Source organism: Hyalangium ruber, from assembly GCF_034259325.1.
GTDB lineage: Bacteria > Myxococcota > Myxococcia > Myxococcales > Myxococcaceae > Hyalangium_A > Hyalangium_A rubrum.
Genome location: NZ_JAXIVS010000011.1, coordinates 143,551 through 157,513 on the forward strand (window position 1 = coordinate 143,551; position 13,963 = coordinate 157,513).

Sequence of the window (13,963 nt, forward strand, 5' to 3'; positions counted from 1 at the left end):
CGCAAACTGTTCCAGCAGCGGCGAAATGCCGCTGAGGGACGGACTCGCGGGAGTGGGTAAGGGCGGGCAGGTGTGATGCGGGAGGGGAAGACTTAGCTTTCCGCGCCGTAGAGCCCATGCCGAAAGCGTAAACAGGGGAGTTGTTCGTGGCAAAGAAGACCTACACCGTCATGGTGGTTTCGGACCACCACTCTCCGGTCAAGCGCTACCAGATCCAGAAGTCCTTCTTGGTGCAGGTGGGTGTTGGGGTGCTGCTGTTGGCGGGCATGGGCCTGGGTGGGACCATGCATTACTTCCGCGTGGCGCAGGACGCCGCGGAGAACCGCATCCTGAGGGAAGAGAACCTGACGCTCCGCGGCCAGCTGAAGTCGGTGCGTGAGCGCATCGAGCACATCGGCTCGACGCTGGACCGGGTAGAGCGCTTCGACCAGAAGCTGCGTGCGATCACCTTGCTGTCGGACCCGCAGCGCAACCTGGCCATGGGTCCGACGGAGACGGAGCCGGGCACCACGGCGCCGACGACGGACACGCAGTTCACGCAGCTGGCGACGAGCGAGACGCCCAACGCGCTGATGGGGCGGCTGGATCGCCTGTCGGCCGAGGCCACGCGGCAGGAGCAGAGCCTCCAGGAGCTGCAGGCGTACTTCCAGGACCAGAAGTCGCTGCTGGCCTCCACGCCTTCGCTGTGGCCGGCGCGCGGCTGGGTGACGAGCGACTTCGGCTCGCGCCTGGATCCGTATACGGCGGACCGGGTGATGCACGCGGGCCTCGACATTGCTGCGCCGCACGGCAAGGAAGTGTTCGCGCCGTCGGACGGCACGGTGGTGTTCGCGGGGCTCGAGGGCGGCTACGGCAATGTGCTCGTCATCGACCACGGCTACGGCATCAAGACGCGCTACGGCCACCTGGCGAAGATGCTGGTGAAGGCCGGTGACAAGGTGAAGCGCGGTTCGCTGATCGCGGCGGTGGGCAACACGGGCCGCTCGACGGGCCCGCACCTGCACTACGAAGTCCGCGTGAACGGCATCCCGCAGAACCCGCGCAAGTTCATCCTTGAGGAGTAGTCGCCTCCGAGGTGCCTCAAGCGCCCGGGACGAAGCCGTCCAGGCGGATGCGCCGGCGCTGGATGACGTCCGTCGTCCGCCCCAGCCGCTCCATCACGTGAGCGCGCTCCAGCTCGGCCCACAGCAGGGGGCCGAGCACCTGCCAGTGGGACGGCTGGTCCACGGTGAACTCCAGCAGCGTCACCGTGTGCCGGGGCACGTCCGCGACGGGCGTGCCTGACGGCAGCACCTTCGCCACATCCTCGGAGAGCCGCGCGCGCGTGGCTTCCCGCTGCTCCTCGCGGACCGTGAGCTGCGAGGTGGGCGTCAGCAGGGCGGCGAAGGCATCCGGGTGGAGCCGCACCACCTTGGCCCCCGGGTACTGCGCGCCAAGGGACTCCACCGTGGCCTTGAGCACCGCGTCCCCGACACCGAAGCCAAAGCGCGCGTTGGCGTTGATCATCCCCTGCACGTCGGCGATGACGGCGCCCACGCGCCAGCCGTCGTGGTGGGCATGGGTGGACAGGTCGAACTCCTCCTTGAGGAGCATCCCCTGCGTGAGCGCGAGCGCTGGAATCGCCCCCAGCTTGTCCGGCTGGCCCCTGCGGGCGCGCTCAGCCTCGAGCAGCGTCTCCACGGCGAGCTGGACGGGCTGGGCACTGCGGGCGACGGCCCAGGGGTGCAGGGCGACGAGGGCGGTGGCGGTGGCGTCATCGATGGCGTAGGGCATCCCCGCTCTTGTAGCGCGGCGGCGGCCCTCGCGCAGGGCCCATCCATCAGACTCGGTGCGCGGTGACGGTCACCTCGTCGCGGTCATGGTAGAGCTGGCGCACGGTCAGCCCCTTCCAGCCTCCGTCCGTGGTGAGCGTGTGCCGCACCCGGAGCAGGATGGGGTTCTTGTCCTTCATCGGCAGCTTGATGTTGGCCACCAGGTGCGAGGCCCAGCCGCGCCGCCCCCACTTGGCGAGCAGCTGCGCCACCTCCAGCGGGCGCCAGGCCATGTCACAGAAGAGCCAGTCCACGGGCTCCTCTGGCGCGAAGGCGAAGGCGCTCTCCTGCACGTGCCGCACGCGCGCGTTCGAGGCCAGCTCCGGCATCAGCCGCGCCGGATCCACGGCGATGACGCGAGCCCCTCGGGCCACCAGCCGCTGCGTCCAGCCCCCGGGAGCCGCCCCCAGGTCCACGCACACGTCGCCTCGGCCGGGCTCGAAGGCCAGGCCATGGAGCGCCTCTTCCAGCTTCATCGCCGCTCGGGAGGGAGACTCCCCCGCGCGCCGCATCCGCTGCCGCCCTCCCGCCGCCAGGGACAGGGCCTCGCGAGCCAGTACGGCGCCCACCACGGTGAGCCCGGGGGCCACGCACAGGCAGACGATCTGCGCCCCTGCTTCACGGGCCCGCTCCGAGTCTTCGAGCAGCCGGCCAGCGGGCAGGCGGGCGCGAACCGCTTCCCGAAGGGCCTCGGCCTGGGGAGCGAGCGCATTGCCGCGTGGCGTGTCGGGCGTGAAGGCCTGGAGCACGAGGGGCGAGCCAGGGCGCAGGGCCGCCACCACGTCCGCCACCAGGGTGGCGAGAGGCTCCAGCGCCTCCTCCGAGGTGCTGGCCAGCACCTGGAAGCCCAGCCGAGCAAAGGCGGGAGCGAGCCCTTGCTGTCCCTCGCTCTCGACGAGCGCCTCGCCCAGCGGACGCGGCTGTGCCCCCGCCCAGGCCAGCTCCTCGTAGAGGTGGGGCTCGAAGCCCGCGCGGCAAGTCCAGACCCACCGTCCGACGCGAGCCGTCAAGCTCTGTGGGGGCATGGTGGGCATCTGGACCCGGGGTGGGATGCGAGGGCCCGGAGCAGCGGCGGCGGAGGGGCGCTCGGGAGTCCGGCCCTGAGTCCGAGCGGGACGCGGGCCCGCCGGGCGCTGCCCTGCGGGACGAGAGGGGTGGCGGGAGGACTTTCGACGCTGGGACATTGCGTGGTCTCGGTTCCGTTTTACTGTGTCCCGACCGCGCGCAGGGCAGACGGGCAAGAGGAATGCTTCGGGAGCGCGCGTGGTTTTCCCGGGGTTCCCTCTTACATCTCCAGGGATTTCCCTTCACTCGCCGCCGTGGTTCGGGGATTCTCCCGGCGCGAGAGAGCCATAACGCATGATCGAATGGACTTTAAAGAAGCTCATCGGGACGAAAAATGAGCGCGAGCTCAAGAAGTCCCGTTCGAAGGTTTCCCGTGTCAACGAGCTCGAGAGCCGGATGCGGGAGCTCAAGGACGAGGACTTCGCCGCCGCCACGGCCCGGATGAAGCAAGAGGTGCAGAACGGCAAGCCGCTGGACGACTTGCTGTTCGAGGCGTTCGCGCTGACGCGCGAGGCCGCGCGCCGGGTGATCGGCCAGCGCCACTATGACGTGCAGCTCATCGGCGGCATGTTCCTGCACGAGGGCTGCATCGCCGAGATGCGCACGGGTGAAGGCAAGACGCTCACCGCCACGCTGCCCAGCTACCTCAACGCGCTCAGCGGGCGCGGGGTACACGTGGTGACGGTGAACGACTACCTGGCCCGCCGCGACGCGGAGTGGATGGGCCGCATCTACCGCTTCATGGGGATGCGCACCGGCTGCATCCTCCACGAGCTGACGGACAAGCAGCGCCAGGACTCGTACCGGGCCGACATCACCTACGGGCAGAACAACGAGTTCGGCTTCGACTACCTGCGCGACAACATGAAGTTCCGTCTGCAGGACTACGTCCAGCGCGAGCTCAACTACGCCATCGTGGACGAGGTGGACTCGATCCTCATCGACGAGGCGCGTACCCCGCTCATCATCTCGGGCCCCACCGAGGACAGCACCGACAAGTACTACCGCATCGACCAGGTGATCCCCGGCCTCGTTCCGGACCAGGACTACACGCTGGACGAGAAGTCGCGTGCGGTGTCGTTGACGGATGACGGCATCGAGAAGCTCCAGAAGCGGCTGGGCATCGACAACCTCTACGATCCGGGCGAGATCGAAACGCTCCACCACGTCGAGCAGGGCCTGCGCGCGCACACGCTGTACAAGCGCGACAAGGACTACGTGGTGAAGGACGGCGAGGTGATGATCGTCGACGAGTTCACCGGTCGCCTCATGCCCGGCCGCCGCTGGTCGGACGGCCTGCACCAGGCCGTCGAGGCCAAGGAGGGCGTGAAGATCGAGAACGAGAACCAGACGCTGGCGACCATCTCGTTCCAGAACTACTTCCGCATGTACTCGAAGCTGTCGGGCATGACGGGCACCGCCGACACCGAGGCCGAGGAGTTCGCGAAGATCTACAACCTCGACGTGCGCGTCATCCCCACCAACCGCGGGATGGTCCGTAAGGACCTCGAGGACGTGGTCTACAAGACCGAGCGCGAGAAGTTCGAGGCGGTGGCCAAGGAGATCGAGGAGCTCAACAAGAAGGGCCAGCCGGTGCTGGTGGGCACGGTGTCCATCGCCAAGAGCGAGGTGGTGTCCACCTTCCTCAAGAAGCGCGGCGTGCCGCACAACGTGCTCAACGCCAAGCAGCACCAGCGCGAGGCGGACATCGTCGCGCAGGCGGGCCGCAAGGGCTCCGTCACCATCTCCACCAACATGGCCGGCCGCGGCACGGACATCCTCCTGGGCGGCAACCCCGAGGTGATGACCAAGATGGCCATGGGCGACGAGCCGACGCCGCCCGAGCCCGTGGACGGGCAGCCGGTGGACCCGGCCGCGCAGGCCGCCTACGAGCAGCAACTCGCCGAGTACAAGGCGAAGTTCCAGGAGACGAAGGAGAAGTTCGAGGCGCAGACGAAGGCCGAGCGCACCGAGGTGATGGAGCTGGGCGGCCTGTACATCCTCGGCACCGAGCGGCACGAGTCGCGGCGCATCGACAACCAGCTGCGCGGCCGCGCCGGCCGGCAGGGTGATCCGGGCGTCAGCCACTTCTTCCTGTCGCTGGAAGATGAGCTGATGCGCATCTTCGGCTCCGAGCGCATCCAGGGGCTGATGGAGCGGCTGGGCATGGAAGAGGGCGAGGTCATCGAGCACAAGTGGCTCAGCCGCGCCATCGAGGGTGCCCAGAAGCGCGTCGAAGGCCACAACTTCGACATCCGCAAGAGCCTGCTCGAGTACGACGACGTGATGAACCAGCAGCGGCGCACCATCTACAAGCTGCGCCGCCAGGTGCTGGCCGCGGGCGCCGGCCTGCCGCTCATCGAGTACGAGGAGGACAAGAAGACGCGGGCGAAGATCCGCAGCGAGCGGACCGTCACCTGGGCGGACTTCAAGGAGCTCGTGCTGGACGCGCTCGAGGACGTCATCGTCACTCAGGCCGACACGTACATGCCCACGAAGAACCCGGGCACGTGGGACATCGAGTCGCTGCAGCGCAACGTGAAGGACGTGTTCAACCTGGAAATGACCTTCAACGCCGCGGGTGATCGCGAGCAGGTCGAGGAGGACCTCTACAAGGCGGCCGAGAAGGTCATCCTCCAGCGTGAGCAGGAGTTCGGTGAGGAGTTCCTGCGCTTCCTGCAGTACCGGTACCTGGCGACGATCGACCAGCTGTGGAAGGACCATCTGCTGGCGATGGACCACCTGCGGCAGGGCATCGGCCTGCGCGGCTACGGCCAGAAGGACCCCAAGCAGGAGTACAAGAAGGAAGGCTACAACGGCTTCATCCAGATGCTGGGGGCCATCAAGACGCAGTTCGTCAGCCAGATGATGCGCGTGCAGGCGCGCAACACGGCCGAGGAGACGGCGCGGCTCCAGCGGCAGATGGCGCAGCGGCAGCAGCAGGCCGTGGAAGGCCGGGCGAACGAGGAAGGCAAGCTCGACCAGGCCGCCGTGGTGGCCAAGCCTCCCGCCAAGGCGGAAGGGCCTCGCGTGGGCCGCAACGACCCCTGCCCGTGTGGCAGCGGTCGCAAGTACAAGAAGTGCCACGGCGCCGCCGAGGCGAGCGTCTAGGCAGGACGGCGGCCCGGGGCAACCCGGGCGCTGTCACCGCGCACCTGGCCCGCGCTCAGTCGTGGGCCAGGTAGCGCGCGACGATGGCTCCGAAGACCTGCTCCGGCGTGCGGCCTTGGCCGCGCGGCTCGTGAGCGCTGGCCAGACGGGGCTTTCCACCGGGGCCTGGAGGCCCTGGCTCCACCACGGCGAGTCGAGGGCCCGAGGGCGTGTCGGCCATGGCGATGATGGGCAACCCTCGCCCCATCGCCTCCAGCAGGGCGCTGCCTTCCACCGGGCGCCACCCCTTCGAGCGCGCGGTCTCATTCAGCCACTTCCAGATCTCCACGAGCGTGCCGGGCCGGAAGGTGTCGGCGGCCCGCGCGGGGAAGGCTTTCCCCAGCGAGGTGTGCTGGGAGCTCATGACGTCGAAGACGAAGAGGTGGGCCGCCTCGCGTGGCTCCTGGGGCCGTAGGTAGTAGCGGGGGTTGCTCGCCACGGCGTACTGGTTGATGACGTTCTGCGTGTAGAGGACCGTGCGCTGGCCCGGGTAGCTCTGCACGGGGGCCACGAGGGCCAACTCGGAGCGGGGGCTGGCGAGGCCTTCGGCGGGCCGGGTGCCGTCATAGGTGAGCTTCACCGCCGCCAGGGGGATGGAGGGCCGGGCGTTCTTTTGCGCCCCTTGGGTCTGATCGAGCAGCTCGTGGAGCTTGCCGGCGCGCAGCATCACCGAGGTGGACTGCCCGGGACGCTTGCGCGGAGGCTCGGGCGCCTGCGGCTCGGGAGCGGGGGCGGGGGGAGTGAGGGTCACCTCGACCACCACGGCTGCTCGCTCGCGGGTGGGCTCTGGCGGTCGTGGCTTCGCGCCGGGCTGCGGCGCCGGGCTCTTGGCGGGGGCTGAAGTATTGGCGCCGCTGGGAACGGGAGCGGCGCTCGTCGCGGCAGGGGGCGCTGCCGGGCTCGCGGCCTGGGGGAGCGGCGCGGGAGGCGCGGGCTTCTGGATGACGACGACGGGGGCGGGAGGCTGCTTGGAGGTGGCCGCCGGCCGTTCCACCGGAACAGGGGCAGGGGGCTGCCGGGGGCGAGGGGCTTTCTCCGGAGCCTTCTCGGGCGCGGGAACCGCGACGGCCTGAGGGATGTCCTCGACAGGGAGGCGAATCGCCTTCATGGGAACCGTGGGGGCGCTGTGCAATCCCTCGTCTCCCTCCATCTCCAGGGAGATCGGCTTCATGGCGATCGTCGGAGCGGCGTGCGCGGGGACAGGCCGCATGGGCACCGTGGGCGCACCGGAGGCAGCTCCTCCACGGCCCTCTTTCCTGCCTGCGGATGCGTCCTTCTGCTTGTTTCCAGCGGATGTGGGCTTCGGGCCACCAGGGGGCGGTTTGTCGTGTCCCATGTGGGGATACCTCGGAGGCCATGCGGAATGGCTCACCCGCCATCGTACTCGGCTCCATGCGTCTGGTCAGAGGGCGAGCACCTTTTTGCTCCCTCGCTCATGGCCTGTGCTCCCCTGCCTGGTGCGCCCGGGGTACGTGGTACGGCGCTCCGCATTGTGTGATATTTGTCACACGAGTTCATTCTGCTCAGGGGGAGATCAGGTGCCAGTGGGACGCGCGGACCAGTCGGCATGTGGCCTCTATGCCGAAGTGGGTGCCGGGAACCTATGAATCAGCCGATGCGCAGCCTGCTGAAGTGCTCCCAGTGCGGAGCCATGCTGCCTCCAGGAAAGACGGTGTGTCCTAGGGACGGCGCACGCGCCGTAGAGGACAACCCCTTCGGCGACGAGTCCACCGTTCGCCACGACTCGCCCTCTCGCCGCTCGCAGGGCAAGGCCCCCGAGGCGCCCCCCAACTCGCTGGCGCTCGTCCCGGACGCGCCGGAGGAGGAGGACGAGGCCGAGGACAGCCCTGCCAGTGGCGGGTGGGAAGCCACGGTGTCGCGCGATGTGATGGTGGGCAAGCAGTTGGGTGACTTCGTCGTCAAGCGCCGCATCGGCGCGGGCGGCATGGGCATCGTCTACGAGGGCGAGCACCCCATCATTGGCCGCAAGGTGGCCATCAAGATCCTCCGACCCGAGCTGTCCGAGGGCTCCGGGGCGCGAGACCTCATCGCCGAGGCGCGGGCGGCCAGCGCCGTGCGCCACCGCGGCATCATCGACATCTTCGGCTTCGGCACCATCCCGCACATCGGCCAGTACCTGGTGATGGAGTACCTGGAGGGCGCACCGCTCGACGAGGTCATCTCCCAGCGCGCGCCCATGCTGGAGGTGGAGGTCGTCGCGCTCCTGGACGAGTTGTTGGCAGCGCTCGGCGCCGCGCACGCCATGGGCGTGATTCACCGCGACCTCAAGCCGGGCAACATCTTCGTGGTGCGCGACTCGGGCGGCGGCGAGTCGGTGAAGGTGCTCGACTTCGGTCTGGCCAAGCGCAGCGAGATGCCCAACGGCACCAGCCCGCAGACGCGCGCCAGCATGATCGTGGGCACCCCTGAGTACATGGCGCCGGAGCAGGCCACGGGCCAGGCGGTGGGGCCGCACACGGACATCTACTCGGTGGGCGTGATTGCCTTCGAGATGCTCACCCGGCGGCTGCCCTTCGAGGGCCCGTCGGCCATGTCCATCGCCATCCAGCACGTGCAGGCCAAGCCGCCCGCGCCCTCCACCTACGTGGATATCCACCCAGCGCTGGATGAGCTGGTGCTGCGGCTGTTGGCGAAGACCACCGCGCAGCGCCCGACCACGGTGGATGCGGTGCGCCGCGAGCTGAAGGCCATTGCCCGGCAACTGGGCGATGGCGCCACGCGCCTGGAGCCGTCGCCCCGGGGCGAGAAGCCCAGCGAGCCGGTGCCGCCGGTCCGCACCCAGCCGCTCCCCGTGCAGGCTGCGAACCGTCCCGTGCCGAGGAACTCGCGGCCCGCGCCCGAACTGGCCACCGAGACGCTGGCCGAGACGCCGGCGGTGGAACTGCCCGAGTCGGTCACCGTGAGGCGCGCGGACCCGACCGTCGCGCCGGGAGCGCACCCGACCACCGAGCGGGTGGCGTCGGTCCGTCCGAGCCGCACGCCGCAGCTGGCGGTGGTGGGAGTGCTCGCGCTGTTGCTGCTGGGGGGCCTGGGCTTCTGGTTCCTGCGGCCTGGGGAGACGCCTCTTCCCGTGCCGCCGACCGTGGTCGAGCCACCGCCTACCGTCGTGAAGGCCGAGCCCATAACGCCCACGCCCACGCCTCCTCCCGTGGAGGTGAAGACGGTGACGCCGCCTCCGGAGGAGACGCCGAAGCCGCCTCCGGTGGAGATCTCCGCGGGCAAGGTTGCCCAGCAGACGCCAAACACGTCCCAGACTGTGCAGAAGAAGCCTGGTTCGCGCCCGGGCACTTCGGCGGACCAGTACTTTCCGCTCGAGGTTCAGGTCAGCCCAGGGTGGGGAGTGCTTCGCATCAAGTCGGGGCCTTGGGCGGACATGTTCGTGGATCGTCAGCAGAGGGGGCAGGTGCCGCAGGACAACAACCTGGAGCTGAAGGCGGGCACGTACCAGCTGGAATTGCGCAACCCCAAGTTCAAGGAGTACCGGGCTACCGTTCGCATCCTTTCGGGCAAGAGAACGGAGCACCAGGTGAACTGGGAGAAGGCGACCGAGGGGCCATGAGATTCGCGGTGCTGTTGTTCCTGGGGACGATGCTCGCCGCGCTTCCGGCGCGAGCGGAGATGCGGGGCGTCACGCTCTACGAGCGGGGAGACTACGCCCGGGCCCGCAAGGCGCTGACGGATGAGCTCAAATCGCCTGGGCTCTCCAAAGAGGACCAGGCCAAGGCCCGGCTGTACCTCGCGGCGTCGCTGTTCGCGCTGGGCGTGGAGGACTCGGCCCGCATCCAGCTCGAAGAGCTGGCGGTGGTGGCGCCCGCGTTCAAGGTGGATCCCATCATCTTTCCTCCCAACTTCGTGAAGATGGCCGAGGCGGCGCGCGAGACGGTGGAGACGCAGCGCAAGCAGAAGGAAGCGCAGCTGGAGGCTGAGCGCCAGCGTCTGGAGGCCGAGCGCAAGGCCCGCGAGGAAGCCGAAGCCCGGGCGAAGCAGCCTCCACCCGAGGTGGAGGAGCCCGCGGAAGAGGAGGCGTCCGCGTCGCTGCAACTGCGCCCGGATGTCTTCGGCTTCGTCGATCCGGTGGGCAAGAGTGTCGGCGTGGGCGGCGGCCTGACGTTGGGGCTCGGCATGGTGGATCTGAACGCGCGCGTGCTGATGGGCAGCAGCGTGGGCGTGGGGGCGGAGGCGGGGCTCCTGCTGGGCAACGGCGCGGTGCAGCCCCGGCTGGCGCTTCGCGGCACGGCCGTCCCGGGCGCCTCCGCATACGGTGGCGGCGCGGTGGCGGGCCTTCGGCTGTCGGCCTCGAACCGGCTCACCTTCCTCGTGGATGTGGGGGCCGAGTACCTCGCCGTCGAAGACAAGAACCAGTACCGGGGCTTCCTGCTGACCACGTCGGCGGGCGTGGGCTTCGATCTGCTCTGAGGGGGCTTCACCGTGTTCGTTTCCCTGCCGCGTGGCGCCGTTCGGGCCGCCGCGCTCGTGTCACTCGTGGTCACCCTGCCGCTGATCGCGAGCGCGGTGCCCAACGAAGCCCAATGGAGTACCTACCTGGGCGGCAACGGCCCCGACTACGTCGCGGCCCTCACGAACCTCAACGGCTATGTCGTGGCCGTGGGCCGCACCAAGTCGGCGAGCCTCGCTCCGGACGCGGGCACGACAGTGGAGCGCACGAGTCAGGACTTCTTCGTGGCCCGCTTCGATCCCTCAGACGGTCGCCTCGTCGAAGACGTCACCACCCCCGTCGCGGTATTTGGAGGCAACGGGGACGATACGCCCAACGCCGTCGCGGCAGGACCGAACGGTGTGCTGTACATCGTGGGCAGCACCACCTCCTCCTCCGTTTCGGGCATGGGGCCTGTCATCGGCACGAAGGCCACGAACGTGGAGACCGTGCCGGATGCCTTTCTGACCCGGATCGATGCAGAGGGGAATCCGGATTGGTTCCTGTACCTGAGCGGCAGTGGTGAGGACGTAGCCACGGGCGTGACGGTGATTGATGGCATCGTCTACGTCTCTGGGTGGACGGCCTCCGGCAACTTCATGGGCGCGCTGGGGACGCAGCCCGTACCGAACGCCTTCGTGGTGCGGGTGGAGCCCACCGAGTTCGGCGCCATGATCGGGTGGGGTGAAGAGCCGCTGCTCATCGGTGGCTCGCGCTCCGACAAGTTCTTCAGCATCACCGCGGACCTGACGCAGAAAAAGCTCCTGGCGGTGGGGACGACCACGTCTCTGGGGATGCCCTACGACGCCAAGGTCCTGAATGCATACAAGGGAGGCATTTCGGATGCCTTCGTCGTGAAACTCGACGTGTCGGGAACACTCGAGTGGTTGACCTACGTCGGCGGCGAGGGAGAGGACCAGGGCAGTGCCATCACACCCGGGAAATCCCAGTCCTTTGTGATGGCAGGCACCACGGACTCTCCCTCCCTCGTCAGCGGGACGCTCCCGGAGGGCAAGAATGCCTTCGTGGCCTGGGTGAACGGGGCAGGGAAGACACAGGGAGTCCAGGTGCGTGGGGGCAGTGGCGTTGATGAGGCACTGAGTCTCGCGGTCGACTCCAACTTCGGCACGGCCTACGTCGGCGGAAGAACGGCTTCGGCGGACTTTCAGGGAGCCAATGCCGGGTTCGACCCCGCGATCGAAAATGCGGTGGATGCCAATCCCCGGGAGGGCTTCGTGTGGATGGCTCCCGCCGCGGGAGGCGAGGGCTGGGCTTCTTTCGTGGGAGGCGGGAGCACGGATGCTGTCTCCTCGATGTGCCTGATGGACTCCGGCCGGGTCATCGTCGGCATGCAGACCTCATCGACCACGGGGATGCCTGGGATCCCGTACCACTATGACGACAGCGCCGCCGTTGTCCCGGATGGGTATCTCCTGAGCGTGAAGGTGAACGATTTCACCCCGCCAGCGAGTGGAACGAATCCCCAGGTCACCCTGACACTGACCCCTACGGGCCTGACCCACTCCGTCTCCGTGTCCTGGGACCCGTTCAACGACATCACGCCCACCAACACCACGCCCATCGCGAAGTACGAGTGGGCCCTCGGCACCGTGGAGGAGCCCACCCAGGTGATGGGGTTTGAATCCGTGGACCTGGCGCTGTCCGCGCAAAAGTCGGGGCTGGCATTGCCACCGGGGAGATACGTCGCCACGGTCCGTGCCCAGGACGCCCATGGGCTCACCGCGAGCGTTACGTCCAACGAGGTGGTGGTCACGGACCCCAATGCTCCGGATGGGGGCACGGGCGGCGAGGACGGCGGCACGGGTGAGGACGACGGTGGGACGCCCGGCCCGGACGGCGGGACGCCAGGTCCGGACGGTGGGACGCCCGGCCCGGACGGTGGCTCACCCGGCTCCGACGGAGGCGGCGGGAACGGGGATGGCGACGGCGATGAGCTGGGGTCTCCAGTGGGCTGGGGCTGTGCCTCGGCGGGAGGCGCGGGCGTGCCGCTGTTCCTGAGCTTCCTGGCGCTCGTGCTACTGGGGCGCAGGCTTCGCGAGTCGTCCCGGTAGCCAGGCAGGGGGGGCGCCGGACCCAGGCGCTCGCCCTGCTGCCCGCTGACCTGCCAGCCCCAAGAAGTGTGGGCATGTAGGCCTCCCGCGACGTGAAGCTTGCGCGCCCCGGAGGGGTTTTGTTAGGAACCGCCCGCCCTTGGCCCAAAGCTGGGGGAGGCAGGACGCAGTACCACTTCACACACGCCCGTGTCGGCATCCGGTGCTCCCGAGGATTCTCCCGGGGGCGGACGGCCGATGTTGTCAGCGGGCGTGGCGGATACAACCGGAGAAGCAAACATGTCGATGGAGACGCAGGACAATCAGACGCAGGCGCAGGCCATGGCCGCCGCCACCGGTATCACCATGAAGCAGCTGCTGGAGGCCGGCGTTCACTTCGGCCACCAGACCAAGCGCTGGAACCCGAAGATGAAGCCCTACATCTTCGGCGCCCGTAACGGCATCTACATCATCGACCTGCAGAAGACGGTGGTGATGGCCCGCTCGGCGTTCCGCTTCGTGGCGGACATCACCTCGCGCGGCGGCTCGGTGCTCTTCGTGGGCACCAAGAAGCAGGCCCAGGACGTCATCCGCGAGGAGGCCGCGCGCGCCGGTCAGTTCTTCGTCACCAGCCGCTGGCTGGGTGGCACGCTGACCAACTTCAAGACGATCAAGCAGGGCATCGATCGCCTCAAGACGCTGGAGAAGATGGCCGAGGACGGCACCTTCGAGCGTCTGCCGAAGAAGGAAGTCGCCTCGCTGGAGCGCGAGCGCGAGAAGCTGGAGAAGAACCTGGGTGGCGTGAAGGAGATGACGAAGCTGCCGCGCTGCGTGTTCGTCATCGACCCGAAGAAGGAGCACATCGCCATCCACGAGGCCACGCGCCTGGGCATCCCGGTCATCGGCGTGGTGGACACCAACTGCGACCCGGACGGCATCGACTTCGTCATCCCGGGCAACGACGACGCCATCCGCTCGATCAAGCTCTTCACGGGCAAGATCGCCGACGCGTGCCTCGAGGGCGCCGCCCGCTACCGCGCCTCGGGCGCCGCGGACCGCGACGAGCAGGAGGAGCGTGAGGGCGGCGGCCGTGATGACCGCCGGGACCGTGACGACCGCCGGGGCCCGCGCCGTGGCGACCGCGACCGCGGTGACCGTCGTGGCGGTGGTGGGGACCGTGGCGGCGAGCGCCGTGGGCCCCTCGTGGAGATGAAGGGCGCGCCGGCCTCCGAGCCGTCCGCAGAGGGTGGCGAGGGCGGCGAGGGTGGCGAGGAGACTCAGGCCTAAGCAGGCCCGAGCGTCTCTCGTACCAGCACCGAAGTCCGGCCGGGTGGTGGGGCTCTCACCGCCCGGCCTTTTTCCGTTTTCCCACCGAAGTACCTGACCTCAATTCCCCGACCGGCGCATGGCGCCAGGCAGACGGGGCCTGG

At 68.7% G+C, this 13,963-nt stretch carries 9 protein-coding genes; 6 read left to right on the forward strand and 3 right to left on the reverse strand.

What is annotated here, in order from left to right; all coding sequences use genetic code 11:
- The first annotated feature begins 146 nt into the window (after positions 1-146).
- Positions 147-1,064, forward strand: a complete 918-nt coding sequence (locus tag SYV04_RS28825) for a M23 family metallopeptidase (protein ID WP_321549155.1) — start codon at positions 147-149, stop codon at positions 1,062-1,064.
- 16 nt (positions 1,065-1,080) lie between these two features.
- Here the strand turns inward: SYV04_RS28825 and SYV04_RS28830 are convergent, their stop codons facing one another.
- Together SYV04_RS28830 and rlmM are read right to left on the reverse strand one after the other, a co-directional pair.
- On the reverse strand, positions 1,081-1,773 hold the full coding sequence (locus SYV04_RS28830) for a GGDEF domain-containing protein (RefSeq protein ID WP_321549156.1): 693 nt from the start codon (positions 1,771-1,773) through the stop codon (positions 1,081-1,083).
- Between the two features lie 46 nt (positions 1,774-1,819).
- Positions 1,820-2,836: a 23S rRNA (cytidine(2498)-2'-O)-methyltransferase RlmM gene (gene rlmM / locus SYV04_RS28835; RefSeq protein WP_321549157.1), complete on the reverse strand. Its 1,017-nt coding sequence runs from the start codon at positions 2,834-2,836 to the stop codon at positions 1,820-1,822.
- Positions 2,837-3,170: 334 nt separating this feature from the next.
- Between rlmM and secA the strand changes: the two genes are divergently transcribed.
- Positions 3,171-5,987: a preprotein translocase subunit SecA gene (gene secA, locus SYV04_RS28840; RefSeq protein WP_321549158.1), complete on the forward strand. Its 2,817-nt coding sequence runs from the start codon at positions 3,171-3,173 to the stop codon at positions 5,985-5,987.
- A 55-nt stretch (positions 5,988-6,042) separates the two neighbouring features.
- Here secA and SYV04_RS28845 read toward each other — a convergent pair whose 3' ends face one another.
- Positions 6,043-7,236, reverse strand: coding sequence for a hypothetical protein (locus SYV04_RS28845; RefSeq protein WP_321549159.1), 1,194 nt, complete (start codon positions 7,234-7,236; stop codon positions 6,043-6,045).
- 405 nt (positions 7,237-7,641) lie between these two features.
- Between SYV04_RS28845 and SYV04_RS28850 the strand changes: the two genes are divergently transcribed.
- The 4 genes from SYV04_RS28850 to rpsB all read left to right on the forward strand — a co-directional run bounded on the left by SYV04_RS28850 (position 7,642) and on the right by rpsB (position 13,820).
- On the forward strand, positions 7,642-9,606 hold the full coding sequence (locus SYV04_RS28850) for a serine/threonine-protein kinase (protein WP_321549160.1): 1,965 nt from the start codon (positions 7,642-7,644) through the stop codon (positions 9,604-9,606).
- Positions 9,603-10,463: a hypothetical protein gene (locus SYV04_RS28855; RefSeq protein WP_321549161.1), complete on the forward strand. Its 861-nt coding sequence runs from the start codon at positions 9,603-9,605 to the stop codon at positions 10,461-10,463. Before SYV04_RS28850 ends, SYV04_RS28855 begins: the two co-directional genes overlap by 4 nt.
- 12 nt (positions 10,464-10,475) lie before the next feature.
- The gene (locus tag SYV04_RS28860; protein ID WP_321549162.1) at positions 10,476-12,554 is read left to right on the forward strand and encodes a hypothetical protein; all 2,079 of its coding nucleotides are present in this window, start codon (positions 10,476-10,478) and stop codon (positions 12,552-12,554) included.
- Between the two features lie 285 nt (positions 12,555-12,839).
- Positions 12,840-13,820 (forward strand): 30S ribosomal protein S2, encoded by a 981-nt coding sequence (gene rpsB, locus SYV04_RS28865; RefSeq protein ID WP_321549340.1) that lies wholly within the window; start codon positions 12,840-12,842, stop codon positions 13,818-13,820.
- Positions 13,821-13,963 lie beyond the last annotated feature (143 nt).